At 65.2% G+C, this 16,356-nt stretch carries 16 protein-coding genes and 1 tRNA gene; 10 read left to right on the top strand and 7 right to left on the bottom strand.

Annotated elements, in window-relative coordinates; genetic code table 11:
- Positions 1 to 86 precede the first annotated feature (86 nt).
- The 5 genes from KVT37_RS11620 to KVT37_RS11600 all read left to right on the top strand — a co-directional run bounded on the left by KVT37_RS11620 (position 87) and on the right by KVT37_RS11600 (position 5,211).
- Entirely contained in the window at positions 87 to 875 is a 789-nt protein-coding gene (locus KVT37_RS11620) for a 3-hydroxybutyrate dehydrogenase (protein ID WP_217572869.1), read from the top strand.
- Between the two features lie 181 nt (positions 876 to 1,056).
- Positions 1,057 to 1,875, top strand: a complete 819-nt coding sequence (locus tag KVT37_RS11615; protein ID WP_217572867.1) for a sulfurtransferase/chromate resistance protein — start codon at positions 1,057 to 1,059, stop codon at positions 1,873 to 1,875.
- Positions 1,872 to 3,260 carry a chromate efflux transporter gene (gene chrA, locus KVT37_RS11610; protein WP_217572865.1) on the top strand — a complete coding sequence of 463 codons (1,389 nt, stop codon included), beginning with the start codon at positions 1,872 to 1,874 and terminating at the stop codon, positions 3,258 to 3,260. The genes KVT37_RS11615 and chrA overlap by 4 nt, the downstream gene beginning before the upstream one ends.
- 504 nt (positions 3,261 to 3,764) lie before the next feature.
- On the top strand, positions 3,765 to 4,304 hold the full coding sequence (locus tag KVT37_RS11605; RefSeq protein ID WP_254633980.1) for a sigma-70 family RNA polymerase sigma factor: 540 nt from the start codon (positions 3,765 to 3,767) through the stop codon (positions 4,302 to 4,304).
- Positions 4,291 to 5,211, top strand: a complete 921-nt coding sequence (locus KVT37_RS11600) for an anti-sigma factor (RefSeq protein ID WP_217572861.1) — start codon at positions 4,291 to 4,293, stop codon at positions 5,209 to 5,211. The genes KVT37_RS11605 and KVT37_RS11600 overlap by 14 nt, the downstream gene beginning before the upstream one ends.
- Positions 5,212 to 5,355: 144 nt before the next feature.
- Here KVT37_RS11600 and KVT37_RS11595 read toward each other — a convergent pair.
- Both KVT37_RS11595 and KVT37_RS11590 read right to left on the bottom strand, forming a co-directional pair.
- A tRNA-Arg gene (locus tag KVT37_RS11595) sits at positions 5,356 to 5,432 on the bottom strand.
- 152 nt (positions 5,433 to 5,584) lie between these two features.
- Positions 5,585 to 6,748 carry a M20 aminoacylase family protein gene (locus KVT37_RS11590; RefSeq protein WP_217572859.1) on the bottom strand — a complete coding sequence of 388 codons (1,164 nt, stop codon included), beginning with the start codon at positions 6,746 to 6,748 and terminating at the stop codon, positions 5,585 to 5,587.
- Positions 6,749 to 6,982: 234 nt separating this feature from the next.
- On the opposite strand from KVT37_RS11590, the gene KVT37_RS11585 reads away from it, so the two are divergent.
- Both KVT37_RS11585 and KVT37_RS11580 read left to right on the top strand, forming a co-directional pair.
- Entirely contained in the window at positions 6,983 to 8,155 is a 1,173-nt protein-coding gene (locus KVT37_RS11585) for a D-alanyl-D-alanine carboxypeptidase family protein (RefSeq protein WP_217572857.1), read from the top strand.
- Between the two features lie 3 nt (positions 8,156 to 8,158).
- Positions 8,159 to 9,286 carry a GTP-binding protein gene (locus KVT37_RS11580; protein ID WP_217572855.1) on the top strand — a complete coding sequence of 376 codons (1,128 nt, stop codon included), beginning with the start codon at positions 8,159 to 8,161 and terminating at the stop codon, positions 9,284 to 9,286.
- Between the two features lie 2 nt (positions 9,287 to 9,288).
- Here KVT37_RS11580 and KVT37_RS11575 read toward each other — a convergent pair whose 3' ends face one another.
- The 5 genes from KVT37_RS11575 to KVT37_RS11555 form a co-directional block, all read right to left on the bottom strand.
- On the bottom strand, positions 9,289 to 9,528 hold the full coding sequence (locus tag KVT37_RS11575) for a sulfurtransferase TusA family protein (protein ID WP_217572853.1): 240 nt from the start codon (positions 9,526 to 9,528) through the stop codon (positions 9,289 to 9,291).
- Between the two features lie 9 nt (positions 9,529 to 9,537).
- Positions 9,538 to 10,827 (bottom strand): murein L,D-transpeptidase family protein, encoded by a 1,290-nt coding sequence (locus tag KVT37_RS11570; RefSeq protein WP_217572851.1) that lies wholly within the window; start codon positions 10,825 to 10,827, stop codon positions 9,538 to 9,540.
- A 465-nt stretch (positions 10,828 to 11,292) separates the two neighbouring features.
- Complete coding sequence (locus KVT37_RS11565; RefSeq protein ID WP_127865730.1) at positions 11,293 to 12,243, bottom strand: acetyl-CoA carboxylase carboxyltransferase subunit alpha; 951 nt, start codon at positions 12,241 to 12,243, stop codon at positions 11,293 to 11,295.
- Between the two features lie 101 nt (positions 12,244 to 12,344).
- The gene (locus KVT37_RS11560; RefSeq protein WP_217572849.1) at positions 12,345 to 13,259 is read right to left on the bottom strand and encodes a site-specific tyrosine recombinase XerD; all 915 of its coding nucleotides are present in this window, start codon (positions 13,257 to 13,259) and stop codon (positions 12,345 to 12,347) included.
- Between the two features lie 21 nt (positions 13,260 to 13,280).
- Entirely contained in the window at positions 13,281 to 13,433 is a 153-nt protein-coding gene (locus KVT37_RS11555; RefSeq protein ID WP_112100541.1) for a histidine kinase, read from the bottom strand.
- Between the two features lie 190 nt (positions 13,434 to 13,623).
- Between KVT37_RS11555 and KVT37_RS11550 the strand changes: the two genes are divergently transcribed.
- The 3 genes from KVT37_RS11550 to KVT37_RS11540 are packed head-to-tail and all read left to right on the top strand — an operon-like array spanning position 13,624 to position 16,264.
- Positions 13,624 to 14,253: a shikimate kinase gene (locus KVT37_RS11550; protein WP_217572847.1), complete on the top strand. Its 630-nt coding sequence runs from the start codon at positions 13,624 to 13,626 to the stop codon at positions 14,251 to 14,253.
- Positions 14,250 to 15,371 carry a 3-dehydroquinate synthase gene (gene aroB / locus KVT37_RS11545; RefSeq protein ID WP_217572845.1) on the top strand — a complete coding sequence of 374 codons (1,122 nt, stop codon included), beginning with the start codon at positions 14,250 to 14,252 and terminating at the stop codon, positions 15,369 to 15,371. Before KVT37_RS11550 ends, aroB begins: the two co-directional genes overlap by 4 nt.
- Positions 15,368 to 16,264 (top strand): HlyC/CorC family transporter, encoded by an 897-nt coding sequence (locus KVT37_RS11540; protein ID WP_217572843.1) that lies wholly within the window; start codon positions 15,368 to 15,370, stop codon positions 16,262 to 16,264. Before aroB ends, KVT37_RS11540 begins: the two co-directional genes overlap by 4 nt.
- Positions 16,265 to 16,356: the final 92 nt, after the last annotated feature.

The raw sequence follows: 16,356 nt of genomic DNA, 5'->3' as shown, positions 1-16,356 counted from the left end.
ATATGGCTGTGGCATTGTGATGTTGCGGCGCACAAACTATGTGCCTTCCAGTCTTCATAGTCCTCCCTCCTGTCGCGAGATCTCCCATGGGTTCCCTGTCTTCGAAGAATGCGCTCGTCACCGGCTCGACCAGCGGCATCGGCCTGGCAATCGCCCGCGCCTTTGCCGCAGAAGGCGCCAACGTCACCATCAACGGCCTGGGCGATGCCGCGGCGATCGAGCAGGAGCGGGCCGGCATCGAAAAGGATTTCGGCGTCAAGTGCCGTTACTCGGACGCCAACATGATGGACGGTGCCGCCGTCACCGCCATGATCCACGAGGCCGAGGAAGCGTTCGGCAGCCTCGATATCCTGGTCAACAATGCCGGCATCCAGCATGTCGCGCCGATCGAGGAGTTTCCCGACGACAAGTGGGAGGCCATCATCCGCATCAATCTTCTGGCCGCCTTCTACGCCATCAAGGCGGCGGTGCCCGGCATGAAGAGCCGCAAATGGGGCCGCATCATCAACACGGCTTCCGCGCATGCGCTAGTCGCTTCGCCGTTCAAATCGGCCTATGTCTCGGCCAAGCACGGCATTGCCGGCCTGACCAAGACGGTGGCGCTGGAAGTGGCTCAAGAAGGCATCACGGTGAATGCGATCGCGCCCGGCTATGTCTGGACGCCGCTGGTCGAGAAGCAGATCCCCGACACGATGAAGGCGCGCGGCATGACCGAGGAACAGGTCAAGCACGACGTGCTGCTGGCGGCGCAGCCGACCAAGGAATTCGTCACCGTCGAGGAACTCGCGGCCTTCACGCTGTTCCTGTGCACCGACGCGGCCAAGCAGATCACCGGCACGACCCTGCCGATGGATGGCGGCTGGACGGCGCAGTAAGCGCAACGGCATTTTCGCAGGGCGAGGCGGGGCGAAAGTTCCCGCCTTTCTCGACAATTGGATTCTTGACAATCGCCGAGGAGCGATCCAGCATCGTGGCCAAGGGGTTCACCGCGACGACCCCGTGAGGCGTCAGCCCAACGATCGCGTCCAAACTCTCTTCATTCTGGAGGTGGACGCCATGCCGTCAACTACCGCAATCACCGTTCCGCAGCTTTCCCGCCTCGTCGGACTGCCGGATGCGCCTGTTCTCATCGACGTGCGCGTCGATGACGATTACCAAGCCGACCCGCGCCTTTTGCCGGCTTCCCGCCGGCGCGATTTCAGAACCGTCTCGACCTGGGCGACCGAGTTCTCCGGGGCGAAAGTCGCCGTCATCTGCCAGAGAGGCCAAAAACTCTCGCAAGGCGTGGCGGCATGGCTGCGCCACGAAGGCATTCAGGCAGAGTCACTGGAAGGTGGCTTCGAGGCCTGGGCCGCCGCCAAGGCGCCTTTGGTCACCGCCAGCGCAATCCCGTCGCGCGACGAGAAGGGGCGCACCGTGTGGGTCACCCGTTCCCGGCCGAAGGTCGACCGCATCGCCTGTCCGTGGCTGATCCGGCGCTTCGTCGATCCTAAGGCGGTGTTCCTGTTCGTCGATCCAGCCGAGGTGCCTCTGGTGGCGGATCGCTTCGCCGCGGTTCCCTTCGACATCGAAGGCGTGTTCTGGAGCCATCGTGGCGATCGCTGCACCTTCGATACCATGATCGAGGAATTCGGCCTGCGTGCGGAGGCGCTCGACCGTCTGGCGCTGATCGTGCGCGGGGCCGACACGGCGCGCCTCGACGTCGTTCCGCAGGCGGCCGGGTTCCTCGCCGCCTCGCTCGGCCTGTCGCGCATGTTCCGTGACGATCTCGAGCAGCTCGAAGCCGGCATGCTCTTCTACGACGCCTTCTTTCGCTGGTGCCGCGACGCCACCGACGAGACGCACAATTGGCCGGTCGGAGGCAAGGCGCCATGACCGCGCTTGCCAAGCACGGCACCGCGCCGCAGGTCGGGATCCCGGCCATGCCGAGTTTTCGCGAGGCGACGCGGCTGTGGGCGAAGATCGGCCTGCTCTCCTTCGGCGGACCGGCGGGACAGATCGCGCTGATGCACAAGGAACTGGTGGAGGAGCGCCGTTGGATCGGCGAGGAGCGTTTTCTCCACGCGCTCAACTACTGCATGCTTCTGCCTGGGCCCGAGGCGCAACAGCTTGCCGTCTATATCGGCTGGCTGCTGCACAGGACTAGAGGGGGACTGGTTGCCGGGACGTTGTTCGTGCTGCCCGGTGCCCTGGTGATGCTCTGCCTGAGCAGCTTCTACATGCTCTACAACGACGCGCCTGTAGTCGAGGCGCTGTTCTTCGGCGTCAAGGCGGCGGTGCTCGCCGTCGTCGTCGAGGCGGTGATCCGCATCGGCAAGCGGGCGCTGAAGAACCGCGCCATGATTACGATCGCGGTGGCTGCCTTCCTCGCCATCTATGTCCTCAAGCTGCCATTCCCGCTGATCGTGCTTGCGGCAGGCCTCATCGGCTGGATCGGCAGCCGTCTCGCGCCGGGGCTGTTTTCCGGCTCGGCGCACGGCAAAGGCAGCGCCGGCGCCGACCGCGGCGGCGTGGTCGACCAGATGTTCGAACGCGGCGAGCTCGGCCATACCTTGCCGAGCAGATGGCACGCGCTTCGCACCATCGCCATCTGGCTGCCGGTCTGGCTCGGCCCGGTGGCGGTGATCGCGCTGCTTGCCGGGCGGGCAAGCGTGTGGGCGCAGCTTGGCGGCTTCTTCAGCCTGATGGCCGTCGTCACCTTCGGCGGCGCCTATGCGGTTCTGGCCTATGTCGCACAGGCGGCGGTCACCTCCTTCGGCTGGCTGTCGCCGGGAGAGATGGTCGACGGGCTCGGGCTTGCCGAGACGACGCCCGGGCCGCTCATCCTGGTGCTGCAGTTCGTCGGCTTCGCCGCCGCCTATCGTCATGCCGGTTTCGCCAGCCCGCTCTTGGCCGGATCGCTCGGGTCGCTGCTGACGCTCTGGGTGACCTTCGTGCCCTGCTTCTTCTGGATATTCTTAGGCGCGCCCTACATCGAGCAATTGCGCCAGAACAAGGCCCTGGCGGCGGCGCTCGGCGCGATCACCGCGGCGGTGGTCGGCGTCATCATGAACCTTGCGCTGTGGTTCGCGCTGCATGTCGTCTTCGGCAAGGTCGCAAGCGTCGGCTGGGGCGTGGAGGTGCCGGTGTTGTCCTCGCTCGACTGGCGCGCCGCGCTGCTATCGGCGGCGGCGATGGTCGCCATGTTCAAGCTGAAGCTCGGCATGCTGCCGACACTGGCCGGATCGGCGCTGGCGGGGCTTGCGCTGCAGGCGCTGTGAGGCCGACCGACAAACCGATCATGCCGGGCTTGAACAAAAAAGCCGGCCGCCGGGAATAAACGACTGCGTCCGCCGGTCTTCTGGGCATGCGCCACGTGCGCAACAGCAGGAGACCACCCATGAAGCGGCATGAAGATAGAGGCGCGAGGGCCGAAGAAGGCGAAGGCACCAGCCGCCGTCGTCCCCTGGAGCGCTGGAGCTGGGCGCATCTGTTCTGGCCGATACCGCCCCGCCGCCGACCCTGATCCGTGCCGATCGCAACCATCGAGATCCACGACCATGACGGCGAGCACCTCATTGCAGCCAGCGATGCGCCGTTCCCTCCCGAGGCGCGCCGCTCCTCCGAGACCCTTGACTCCGGTGACACCAATGCCTTCTCCTCCCCCGAAGCAGGCGCCGGCGCCTGCAGTCGCGATCTTCACCCGCACGAGCAGGGACAGGTCCGCGCCGCCTGCCGAGGGTGGCCGCAAGCCCCTGGCGGGAGCGCCTGACGGTGGAACGGTGTTGAGCGAAAAGATATTGGCCGCGCGTTTTGCCGAAGTGGTGCTGCCGCATCTCGGCGACGCCCTGTCGCTTGCCCGCTGGCTGACCGGCAATCAAGCCGACGCCGAGGATGTGGTGCAGGAGGCCTGCCTCAAGGCGCATGCCGGCATTGCCGGCTTTGCCGGCGGCAATGCCCGCGCCTGGCTGCTCACCATCGTGCGCAACGCCTCCTATACGTGGATGGCGAAGAACCGTCCGCGCAGCGTGGTCGCCGTCGGCGATCTCGCCGATCTCGACGACGTCTCGCCGCCACCGGACAATGACGCGGACAGCCCTGAGGCGGCGCTGATCGCCAAGGCGAATTCGGCGGCGGTGGAAGCAGCGATCGCAAGACTGCCGCAAGCGTTCCGCGAAACGCTTGTGCTGCGCGACATAAACGGTCTCAGCTACCGCGAGATCGCCGCCATGCTCGGCGTGCCGCAAGGCACGGTGATGTCGCGGCTGGCACGGGCCCGCGGCCTGCTGATGAACGAACTTGGAGGGCGCCATGAGCCCGCATGAAAATCGCCCGCGTGAGGATGGATTGCCGCAAGACCCGCAGGATATGAAGCTGATGATCCACGCCCTTGTCGATGGCGAGCTCGATGCCGCGGCCGCTTTGGCGGTCGAACGCCGCATGGCCGCCGATCCGGAACTTGCCGCCGAGCATGCGCGGCTCGTGGCGCTGCGCGGCGCTGTCGCCAGCGTGCCGCGCCCGACCGTCAGCGACGATTTCCTGGCGCGCATCGCGGCCATCGCCGAGGTCAAAGGCGCCGGGGAGGCTGAGGCTGTCCAACCCGCAGCCGCGAAGGTGGAGCCGCAGCCGCAACAGCAGCAAGGCAACGTCGTCGCAATGCGGCCGCGCGCGTCTCGCTGGTTCAACTCGTTCGACTGGCGCCAGATGGCGGCCTCGATCGTGCTTACGGCATTCCTCGCCAGCGGCGCGACGCAATGGCTGACGACGGCGGATAACGGCTCCGACAGCTTTGCGGTCGCCGTCGCCAACGGCCATCGCCGCAGCCTGCTCGCGGCGACCCCGGTCGACATCGTCTCGTCCGATCGCCATACGGTGAAGCCGTGGCTCGACGGCCGTATCGGCGTCTCGCCGGCGGCGCCGGACATGGCCAAGGACGGCTACGCGCTGCTTGGCGGGCGCGTCGAGGTGATCGGCGACAGGCCGATGCCGGCGCTGGTCTACCGCCACCACGAGCATCTGATCACGCTGGTGGCGGCACCCCGGCAGAACGAGGCCAAATCGGTGCCGGTGGCCGACGACCTCTCGGCCGGCGGCTTCCTCTTGGTCCACTGGACCGACGACGCCTTCTCCTACTGGGCGATCTCGGATGCCGAACGCCCGGCGCTGGACGATTTCGTCGCCCGCTTCCGGGCAGCGATCATCGCCAATCCGGCTGCCGGCAGCCCGGGCTGAGCGCTCGTCGTCGGCTTACGGCAGTTGCGCGTAGCAGCTTGCCGGTTCCTGCAAGCTGTTGTTTTTGCTTGCCGAGCAACATGAAGCGTCAGATTTTTGAAGGGCTGAAACCACGCAAACCCTTGCAGCGCAGGGATTTTAGCATGGTGATCCCGACAGGAATCGAACCTGTGACCTACAGATTAGGAATCTGCCGCTCTATCCTACTGAGCTACGGGACCACGCGGCCCGACACATAGACGCTTCGGGCCGGTTCGCCAAGGGGAGTCTGAAACGCAACCGGGCGGCAGCCTTGCGATGGACAGCCGCCTCGGTTTCTTTTGCTGCCGGACCCACCAACTCGCGACGGCGTGGCCAGCTAAGCCTGCGCCGCTCAGGCTGCCAGCGCCGTCTCGGCCAGCTTCACCCAATAGCTCATGCCGTGCGGGATGACCTCATCGTTGAAGTCGTAGGCCGGGTGGTGCAGGCCGGCGGTGTCGCCGTTGCCGATGAAGATGAAGGCGCCAGGGCGGGCTTCCAGCATATAGGAGAAATCCTCGCCGCCCATCACCGGCTGGATGGCGCGGTGGACCTGGTTGTCGCCGGCGACGTTGGCGGCGATATCGCCGGCAAACACGGTTTCCTCGGCATGGTTGAAGGTGACCGGGTAGTTGGCGTCGTAATCGACCTCGATCGTGGCGCCGAAGGCGGTTGCTATGCCGGCGCAGATGGCACGGATGCGCTCTTCCGATTTCTTGGCCACTTCCTTCTTCAGCGTGCGCACGGTTCCGGCGATCTCGGCGCTTTCGGGGATGACGTTATAGGCGTCGCCGGCGTGGAACTTCGTCACCGACACCACCACGGCCTCGACCGGGTCGGTGGTGCGGGACGCGATGGTCTGGAGCGCTACGACCAACTGGCTGGTGATGACGATCGGGTCGATCGTGCCGTGCGGCATCGCGGCATGGCCGCCGCGGCCCTTGACGGTGATGGTGAATTCGGCGGTCGCCGCCATGATCGGGCCGGGCTTGATGGCGAACTGGCCGACCGGCAGGCCCGGCATGTTGTGCATGCCGAAGACCTTTTCGATGCCGAAGCGCTCCATCATGCCGTCCTTGACCATTTCATTGCCGCCGCCGCCGCCTTCCTCAGCCGGCTGGAAGATCACCGCGACACTGCCGGCGAAATTGCGCGTCTCGGCGAGATATTTGGCCGCACCCAGAAGCATTGCCGTGTGTCCGTCATGGCCGCAGGCATGCATCTTGCCGGAAACCGTCGAGGCCCATGGCTTGCCGGTGATCTCCTCGATCGGCAGCGCGTCCATGTCGGCGCGCAGCCCAATGGTGGCGCCATCGCCCTTGCGGCCGCGGATGATGCCGACGACGCCGGTCTTGCCCAGCCCTGTCACCACCTCGTCGCAGCCGAAGGCCTTGAGCTTCTCGGTGACGAAGCCGGCGGTCTGGAAAACGTCGAAATTCAGCTCCGGCGTCTGGTGCAAATGTCGTCGCCAGCCGGCAACTTCTTCCTGCATTTCCGCGGCGCGGTTCAGAATCGGCATGATCGGTCCATTTCTTGTTTTATTGGCGGCAGTCGGTTGGGAACCGCCGCTCAGCAATCGTGATTGTCAATTGTGAACGTCTGGCACTTTGCCATTTTGACGTCACATAGGGTAAATAGCACCGCAAGAATGCGATCCGGGTCGAGGGGTCGGACCGCATTTATGCTGGCGATGGGTAACCAAATCTTACGGACCCAGCAGCGATTACGGCAAGAGGCGATTTCGGATTTGATCATGCGGCAGAGGCATTTCCTCAACCTATTGCTGGCTGGCGCGCTGGCGCTTCCGGTGTTTGCCGGCGCGGCGCATGCCAATCCGGTCGTCCTTTTCGACCTGAAGAGCGGCTCCATTCTGGAGCATCAGGACGCGTTCAAGCGCTGGTATCCGGCCTCGCTCAGCAAGCTGATGACGGCCTATGTCACTTTTCGCGCCATCCAGGCGGGCGAAGTGGCGCTCGATTCGCCGATCAAGGTCACGAAACATTCGGCCGGCGAGCCGCCAAGCAAGATGGGTTTCAAGCCCGGCTCAGTGATGCGGCTCGACAATGCGCTGAAGATGATGTTGGTCAAGTCGGCCAACGACATCGCCATGGCCGTCGGCGAGAATATCGGCGGGTCGCAAGCCGCCTTCGCCGACCGCATGAACGCCGAGGCGGCCCGACTCGGCATGGTCGGCACGCATTTCGTCAACCCGAACGGGCTTTATTCGCCGGATCAGTACACAACCGCGCGCGACCTCGCCGTGCTGGTGAGCGCGATCCGCAACGATTTTCCGCAATATGCGCCGTGGTTCTCGATCGAGGGACTTGCCGTCGGCAAGAAGGCGCTCCCGAACTACAATCTGCTCATCGGCCGCTATCCCGGCGCCGACGGCATGAAGACGGGCTTCGTCTGCTCTTCCGGATTCAACATGATCGGCTCGGCGACGCGCAACGGCCGCACGCTGGTGGCCGTGGTGCTCGGCGAGAAATCCGCCGTCAGCCGCGCCGAGGCGGCGGCGAAGCTGCTCGACCAGGGTTTTGATGCGCCGGCGGCGGGTTCCACCACGCTCGCGGCGCTGAAGCCTTATGGCGATACGCTGTCGCCCAACGACATGCATGACGAGATCTGCAAGAAGAAGCCGAAAGAGGAGCAATCCGAGGCAGCCCCCGAAGTCGCCGCCAAGGACGCGCCGAAGTCGCCCTATCAGGTGAAGCTCGACCATCCTACGCTGGTTGCGGTCGGCCTCGGCGGCGCCTCCGGGCCGGCGCCGAAGGCCTTCGTCGACCAGGCCGACCAGAACTATGCCGATGTGCCGCTGCCGAACTGGCGGCCAGATATGCCGGCGCCGAAGGGCGCCGAGCCGCTGGCCACCGGGACGGCAGCCGCCGCGGTGCAGGGCGATCAACCGGCCAAGGCTGCGAACTAGGCCGTGGCGGGCTTCCCCATTCCCGTTTCGGTGCTCACCGGCTTTCTCGGCGCCGGCAAGACGACGCTGCTCAACCGCCTGCTCAAGGATCCGGGGCTTGCCGATACGGCGGTGATCATCAACGAGTTCGGCGAGGTGGCGATCGATCATCTGCTGGTCGAGCAGGCCTCCGACGGCATCATCCAGCTTTCCGACGGCTGCCTCTGCTGCACGGTGCGCGGCGACCTGGTCGACACACTGGCCGACCTCGTCGACAGGTTGCAGACGGGACGCATCGCCAAACTGGCCCGTGTCGTCGTGGAGACGACGGGTCTGGCCGATCCGGCGCCGGTGCTGCAGTCGATCATGGCGCATCCGGCGTTGGTGCAAGCCTTCCGGCTCGACGGCGTCATCACGCTGGTCGACGCCGTCAATGGCGAGGTAACGCTCGACAGCCATGTCGAGGCGGTCAAGCAGGCGGCGGTGGCCGACCGCATCGTGCTGACCAAGACCGACCTTGCCGAGGCGGCCGAGGTCGAGGCGTTGCGGGCAAGGCTCAAGCAGATCAATCCGGGCGCCATCGTGCTCGACGTCAACGATGCGGGCACGGGCGCCGCGGCGCTGTTCAATTGCGGGCTCTATAATCCTCAGACCAAGTCCGCCGATGTGCGGCGCTGGCTCGGCGAAGAGGCGGCGCATGATCAGGATCATCACCATGATCAGGATCATCACCACCATGGCGATGACCATGAACATGGCCACCATCATCATGAGCATCGCCATGACGCGCGCGTGCGCTCGCACGCGCTTGTCCACGATGGCCCGGTACCGTTCTCGGCGATCGAGATGTTCCTCGATCTTCTGCGCTCGGCGCATGGCGAGAAGCTCTTACGCATGAAGGGCGTCATCGAGCTGATGGAGGACCCGTCGCGGCCGCTGGTCATCCATGGCGTGCAGAAGATCCTGCATCCGCCGGCACGGCTGCCGGCCTGGCCCGATGGCCAGCGCGGCACCAGGCTGGTGCTGATCACGCTCGACATGCCGGACGACTATGTCCACCGCCTGTTTGCCGCCTTCACCAACAGGCCGTCGATCGATACGCCGGACAGGGCCGCGCTCGAGTCCAATCCGCTGGCGATCGCCGGATTATAGGCTCAGGCCGCGCTGCCGCGCTCGACCAGGAAGCGATGACCGCCGGTGACCGCCGCCGTCTCGATCAACTGGTGGCCGGCATCGGCGCAGAAGGCCGGGATGTCGATCACCGCCAGCGGATCGGTGGTCTCCAGCCAAAGCCTGGCGCCCGGCCGCATCGCGGCCAGCCGCTTGCGGGCTTTCAGCACCGGCAGCGGGCAATTCAGTCCCTTGAGATCGTAGATGGCGGCAGACTTGGCCAAGCCGAGTTCTCAGCCGCCGAACATGCCGAGCAGCTTCTTCTTCAGCTTCGACACCGTGCCTTGATCGGCATCCGCCGCTTGCTGCGGTTCCTGGGCGGGCGCGGCCTCGACGCCCGCGGTGACGACCTGCTGCTGCGCCGCCTGCTTGGCGGCTTCCTTTTCGGCCAAGGCCTGCGCCTTCGCCTGTTCCTTGGCGGCCTTGGCAGCCTCGATCGCCGCCAGGCGCTGCTCCTCGGCCTTGCGCTTGGCTTCCTTCTCGGCGTCGAGCGCGGCCATCTTGCGGCCGGCCGGGGAATCGATGCGGCCCATGCGGGTCGTTTCCGTCACCGAGCCGTCCGCATTCATCGACGGCGGCTCGATCGGCACGCGTTCGCCGCGGGCGCGGCGCTTCGACCAATCGGAAACGATGCTGGCCTCCTTGATGCCGGCAATGGTCGGCTTCGGCGCCACGCTGCTCGAATTCACGGCCGAGTTGAAGGCCGCGTCGTAGCTCTTCTCGTAGTTGGCGAAGGCGGTCTTCAGCGAGTCCGGCTGCGTCGTCGCGGGGCAGGGGCCGGTCGGGTCGAAGGTCGTGCCTTCAGGCGCGACCTGGTTGAAGACGTAGCGTTTCTCGCAGACATCGACCTTCGGCGGCACCTTGGTGATCTCGAAATTGTCGTAGCCGACCTTCAGCATCTTCCAGAAGTCGTAGTTCGGGTCGTTGCGGTAGCGCGCCATGTTGGCGGCGGTCATGCGGAACGGAAAGGCCTGGATCTGGAACTCGGTCTGGCCGCCCTGGAAGGCGTCGCGGCCGAAGGCGTAGATCTGCTCGATCTGCGCGTCAGTCATCGAATAGCAGCCCGACGACGAGCAGGCACCGTGCACCATCAGGTTCTGGCCGGTACGGCCATTGGCGCGGTCATAGGCGTTGGGGAAACCGATGTTGAAGGACAGATGGTAGCTCGAGCGCGGGTTCATCTGCGACGGCCGCACCGTGTAGAAGCCTTCCGGCGCCTGGCGGTCGCCCTCGGTGTATTTGGGACCGAGCTTGCCCGACCATTTGCAGATGTCGTAGCTGGCGACGAGATCGTAGCGGCCGTTGGTCTTGGCCTTCCAGATCTCGAGCTTGCCTTCTTCCTTGAAGATGCGCGCCATCACCGAGGAGGTGCGCACCATGCCCTTGGCCTGCATATCGGCGAGGATTTTGTCCGGCAGCGGCTTGTTGGCCTCCGGCGCGAAATCCTTCATCGACGAATCGTTGCAGCCGGCGACGCCGATGGCGGCAATCAGGACTCCGGTGCGGGCAAGCTTGGCAAACATGGGTACGGCTATGCTTTTCTCTCGGGCCAAAGGCTTCGGCAGCGCCGAGCCCGCACGCTGAACATTGACGGACCGTAAGCCCGTTAACCTTGAAAATTCCTTACCGCAAGCTTTGGCCAACCCCTCGCGGCATTTTCATTGAGCCCAATGCGGCGGCATTTTTGTGGCGGAATCGTGCCCTGCCACTTTGCCGTGCGGTGCCCGGGGCAATTCCAGGGCGATCAGACGTTGACGGATTCGGATTGGCGGGGGCCAGTTGGCGCTGGCAACCGAGCCGTCGCTATTGCCGTTCTCACACCGGCTTGGAACTCACCTGTTGAGCCGTCAGCGCTTGCAGGCGGGCCGCTTTGACCAGCGTGGGTTTCTCGTATTTCTTCATCTCAAATCCCCCTAAAGCGAGAAGCTTAATTAGCAGCCACTAAGGCCGGGTGTCCAGGGCAACCCACCGCCAGACTTCGGGATGGCTTATAGGCTACGGCCCATCGCCAGGTACTTCTCGCGGCGTTGCTCGCGGAAATCGGTGTTGGCGCCAGCAAAATCCTTCATCGTCCGGGCGATGAGGTCTCCGGTCGAGGCGATCACCGTTTCCGGCGCGCGCTGGGCGCCGCCCATCGGCTCGGGGATGATGGCGTCGATGATCTTCATCTCGAGAAGATCCTGCGCGGTGATCTTCATGTTGGTCGCGGCGTCCTTCGAACGGGTCGTGTCGCGCCACAGGATCGAGGCGGCGCCCTCCGGCGAGATCACCGAATAGATGGCGTGCTCCAGCATGTAGACGCGGTTGGCGGTGGCGATCGCGATGGCGCCGCCCGAGCCGCCTTCGCCGATGACCACCGAAATCGACGGCACTTTCAGCGAAAGACAGGCCGAGGTCGAACGCGCGATCGCTTCGGCCTGGCCGCGCTCCTCGGCGCCGACGCCGGGATAGGCGCCGGCGGTGTCGACCAGCGTCAAAAGCGGGATCTTGAAACGGTCGGCCAGTTCCATCAGGCGCACCGCCTTGCGGTAGCCCTCGGGCCGCACCGAACCGAAATTGTGCTTGATGCGGCTTGCCGTGTCCGAACCCTTTTCCTGGCCGATCACCGCCACCGGCTCGCCGCGGAAGCGGGCGAAGCCGCCGACGATCGCCTGGTCGTCGCCGAAATTGCGGTCGCCGGCCAAAGGCGTGAAATCGGTGAACAGCGCCTTGATGTAGTCGACGCAGTGCGGACGGTCGGGATGGCGCGCGACCTGCACTTTCTGCCACGGCGTGAGCGCCTTGTAGAGGTCGCGCAACGCGTCGCGCGAGCGCTTTTCCAGTCGGCTGATCTCTTCGGCGACATCGACCGCCTCGCCGTTCTCGGCAAGCTTCTTCAGCTCGAGGATCTTGAGTTCCAGATCCTGCACCGGCTTTTCGAAGTCGAGGTAGTTGTACATGCTTGGGCGGACCGATCCGTCGGAAGGCGAAATGGCTGGCGGAACCGCTGAAATGCCGGCTCCGGGCGGTGGAACGTCGCCCTCACATAGCGATATGAGGCCTAGTCGGCAAGCGGATGATGATCGTTGACCAGCCGCACCAGCCGCTCCTCCAGCACATGGGTGTAGATCTGCGTGGTCGAGATGTCGGCATGGCCAAGGAGTTGCTGAACGGCTCTGAGATCGGCGCCGTTCTGCAGGAGATGGCTGGCAAAAGCATGGCGAAGCACATGCGGCGAGATTTTCGCCGACGCGATCCCGGACCGCGCAGCCAAGCCCTTGAGATCGCGGGCGAAAACCTGCCGCGAGAGGTGGCCGCTGTCGGAGGAGGCCGGAAACAGGAACGGGCTTTCGGCAAAGGCCGGCCGCCCGGCCCTCGCGGCAAGCCAGGCGCGCATGGCGGCGCGGGCCTTGGCCGATAGCGGCACCATGCGTTCCTTGTTGCCCTTGCCGCGCACCATGAAGAAGCGGTCGTCGCGCAGCGCCACCGTGACCGGCAGGCCGACCAGTTCGGAAACGCGCAGGCCGGTGGCGTAGAGCACCTCGACCAGCGCATGCAGGCGCAACGCTGCCAACCCGTCGCCGTCCGGTCCGGGCTCGCCGGCTTCCTGGGCCGCGCGGTCGAGCAAGCGGCCGGTCTCGGCCTCGCTCATCGTCTTGGGCAGCGGCCTACCCTTGCGCGGGCTATCCAGCGTGCCGGTCGGATCGTCGCCGCGCAGGCCTTCGGCATAGAGGAATTTAAAGAACTGGCGGATCGCCGACAGTTTGCGCGCCTGCGAGGTCGGCGCGAAGCCGCGCGCGGCAATGTCGTCGAGATAGGCTCGGATGTCGGCCGATGCCGCGCCCGCCAGTCCGCCGCCGATAGCCTCTGAAGCGTCTTCCAGGTCGCGGCGGTAGGAGGAAAGCGTGTTTTCGGCCGCGCCCCGCTCGGCGCTCATCATTTCGAGGAAGGCTTCGATGCGGGCGGCGCTGTTCATCGGGCCAGGATCAGTGCTTCGTCAGTTTTTCTTCGGGTTCAGCTTTTCGGCCGGGATACGGATGCTCATTTCCGCCTTTTTAGGCTCCACGAACATCGCCAGCGCGAACATCGCCCCATAGGCGATGGCTGCAAGAACCGCCAGCGTCACGACAAACCGAAACAAAGTCGGCATTCAAATTTTTGCCCGTCTTCTTGTTCTGCGATTCCAAAGCCCTGTGCCCTTATGGGACGCCTATCCGGCCAATTCAAGGACGAAGGATTCTCGCCGACAGCGGTTTTGCCGGAAAAGCTTCCTGGGCGTATGTCCGCCCGTGCTTGACGCAAACAGGCTTTTGATGTCGATACGGCGCAAAGAGGCCCCGATGAACGCTCTGCCCGCAAATCCGACGGACGAAGGCCATGCCGCGCTGATCGAAGCGCTGGGGAGCCGTTCGGTCGTCTTCGTCGGGCTGATGGGGGCCGGCAAGACGGCGATCGGCCGCAAGGTGGCGACGATGCTTTCGCTGTCCTTCATGGACAGCGACCAGGAGATCGAAAGCGTCTCACGCATGAGCGTGCCGGAACTGTTCGAGCGCTATGGCGAGCCGGAATTCCGCGCGCTGGAGCAGCGCGTGATCCTGCGCCTGCTGGAGCACGGGCCGCAAGTGCTGTCGACCGGCGGCGGCGCCTTCATGAACGCGCAGACGCGCGAGGCGATCGCGGCTCATGGCGTGTCGGTGTGGCTGAAAGCCGACCTCGACCTGTTGATGGAGCGGGTCTCGAAGAAACAGAACCGGCCGCTGTTGAAAAATCCCGATCCGCGCGCCGTGCTGGAGCGGCTGATGAGCGAGCGCTATCCGGTCTATGCAACGGCCGACCTGACGGTGCCGACGCGCGACGATCGCAAGGAGATCATCGCGGGCGAAGTCGTCGCCGCGCTTTGCGCCCATCTCGGCGTCGAGACGATCGCGGCGGGCGCTACCAGCGCCACAACCGACGAGGTGCAGTCGTGAATATTGCCGAACCGGTGAAGGTCGAGGTCGGGCTCGGCGACCGTGCCTATGACATCCTGATCGGCTCCGGATTGCTCGCGCGCTGCGGCGAGGAGATCGCGCGCCGCCTTCCCGGCACCCGGGCGGCCATCGTCACCGACGAGAACGTCGCCGCCGCGCATCTCGAAGAACTGGAGGCAGGATTGGAGAAAGGCGGCATCCAGTCCGCCGCCATCACGCTGCCTGCCGGCGAGAAGACCAAGAGCTTTGCCCATCTCGAAGAGGTGGTCGACGGCGTGCTCGCGGCAAAGCTCGAACGCCGCGACGTGGTGATCGCGCTCGGCGGCGGCGTCATCGGCGACCTTGCCGGCTTTGCGTCGGGCATCGTGCGGCGCGGCATGAATCTCGTGCAGGTGCCGACCTCGCTGCTGGCGCAGGTCGATTCTTCCGTCGGCGGCAAGACCGGCATCAACAGCGCGCGTGGCAAGAACCTCGTCGGCGTCTTCCATCAGCCCAAGCTGGTGCTTGCCGATACCGGCGTGCTCGACACGCTGCCGATCCGCGAGTTCCGCGCCGGCTATGCCGAGCTTGCCAAATACGGGCTGATCGACCGTCCGGCGTTCTTCGCCTGGCTCGAGCAGAACTGGGGGCAAGTCTTCGCCGGCGGCCCGGCGCGGGTCGAAGCGATCGCCGAGGCCTGCCGCGCCAAGGCCGATGTCGTGGCCCGCGACGAGTTCGAGACCGGCGACCGCGCCCTGCTCAATCTCGGCCACACATTCGGCCATGCGCTGGAAGCAGCGACCCAATATGACGGCGCGCGCCTCGTGCATGGCGAGGGTGTCGCCATCGGCATGGCGCTGGCGCATCGTTTTTCGGCCCGCCTCAACCTGGCGAGCCCCGACGATGCGACCCGTGTCGAGGCGCATCTTCGCGCCGTCGGCCTGCCATGGCGGATGGCGGATATCCCCGGCGAATTGCCGGACGCCGAGGCGCTGCTCGGTTTCATCACCCAGGACAAGAAGGTCTCGCGCGGCGCGCTGACCTTCATCCTGACGCGCGGCATCGGCCAGGCTTTCATCGCCAAGGACGTGCCGCGGTCGGAAGTGCTGTCCTTCCTAAAGACGAGCCATTCGGGATGATCGACGCCGGCTGGATCGTCGCCGCCGTCCTTGCCGCCATCATGCTCCTGGCGCTTCTGTTCCGCGCCCGGCTGCTTGCTGCTTTCGGCTACGCGCTGCGGCCGATAGAGTCGCCGCAGCGGTCCGAGCGCAACGGCAAGGACGAAGACAGCGACGAGCCCCGCCGCGATGGCGCGGCTGCCGGTGAGGAGCGCAACCGGCTCGAGGGCCTCTTCGACCTCGAAGAGCTCGAAGTCTCGGACATCATGGTCCACCGCACCAATATGCGCTCGGTCAATGCCGACAACGCGCCGGAAGCGGTGGTGCGCGAGATCCTCACGAGTCCGCATACCCGCATGCCGCTGTGGAAGGGCTCGCTCGACAACATCGTTGGCGTCCTGCACGCGAAAGATCTGCTGAGAGCCCTCAACGAGGTCGGCAACGATTTTGCGCGGATCGACGTGATGAAGATCGCGGCCAAGCCATGGTTCGTGCCGGACACCACCACCTTGCAGGAACAGCTCAACGCCTTCCTGCGGCGCAAGGCGCACTTCGCCATCGTCGTCGACGAGTATGGCGAGGTCGAAGGGCTGGTGACGCTGGAAGACATCATCGAGGAGATCGTCGGCGAGATCGCCGACGAGCATGATGTCGACATGCAGGGCGTGAAGAAGGAGGCGGACGGCTCGGTGGTCGTCGAGGGTACTGTGCCGATCCGCGACCTGAACCGCGCGCTCGACTGGGACCTGCCCGACGAGGAGGCGACGACGATCGCCGGCCTCGTCATCCACGAAACGCAGTCGATCCCCGAGGAGAAGCAGGCTTTCACGTTCCACGGCAAGCGCTTCGTGGTGATGAAGCGCGACAAGAACCGGATAGCCAGGCTCAGGATCAGACCCGCCGGCGAGAACTAGGGCATTTCACCGTTTCACGGAAACGGCGAAATGCCCTATCTTCTTGTTTTTACGCAATTCCGGACGGAAAACCGCTCACACTTTTTCTGGAA

This window comes from Mesorhizobium sp. GbtcB19, assembly GCF_019091085.1.
Classification (GTDB): Bacteria; Pseudomonadota; Alphaproteobacteria; order Rhizobiales; family Rhizobiaceae; genus Mesorhizobium.
Note: the sequence above shows the minus strand (reverse complement) of the source record. Positions and strands in the feature narration are given on the sequence as shown.

Coding starts and splice junctions, on each gene's coding strand:
- KVT37_RS11620 (WP_217572869.1), top strand. CDS start 87: ATGGGTTCCCTGTCTTCGAAGAATGCGCTCGTCACCGGCTCGACCAGC.
- KVT37_RS11615 (WP_217572867.1), top strand. CDS start 1,057: ATGCCGTCAACTACCGCAATCACCGTTCCGCAGCTTTCCCGCCTCGTC.
- chrA (WP_217572865.1), top strand. CDS start 1,872: ATGACCGCGCTTGCCAAGCACGGCACCGCGCCGCAGGTCGGGATCCCG.
- KVT37_RS11600 (WP_217572861.1), top strand. CDS start 4,291: ATGAGCCCGCATGAAAATCGCCCGCGTGAGGATGGATTGCCGCAAGAC.
- KVT37_RS11590 (WP_217572859.1), bottom strand. CDS start 6,748: ATGCCGATTCTGAACCGCGCCGCGGAAATGCAGGAAGAAGTTGCCGGC.
- KVT37_RS11585 (WP_217572857.1), top strand. CDS start 6,983: ATGCGGCAGAGGCATTTCCTCAACCTATTGCTGGCTGGCGCGCTGGCG.
- KVT37_RS11570 (WP_217572851.1), bottom strand. CDS start 10,827: ATGTTTGCCAAGCTTGCCCGCACCGGAGTCCTGATTGCCGCCATCGGC.
- KVT37_RS11565 (WP_127865730.1), bottom strand. CDS start 12,243: ATGTACAACTACCTCGACTTCGAAAAGCCGGTGCAGGATCTGGAACTC.
- KVT37_RS11560 (WP_217572849.1), bottom strand. CDS start 13,259: ATGAACAGCGCCGCCCGCATCGAAGCCTTCCTCGAAATGATGAGCGCC.
- KVT37_RS11555 (WP_112100541.1), bottom strand. CDS start 13,433: ATGCCGACTTTGTTTCGGTTTGTCGTGACGCTGGCGGTTCTTGCAGCC.
- KVT37_RS11550 (WP_217572847.1), top strand. CDS start 13,624: ATGAACGCTCTGCCCGCAAATCCGACGGACGAAGGCCATGCCGCGCTG.
- KVT37_RS11540 (WP_217572843.1), top strand. CDS start 15,368: ATGATCGACGCCGGCTGGATCGTCGCCGCCGTCCTTGCCGCCATCATG.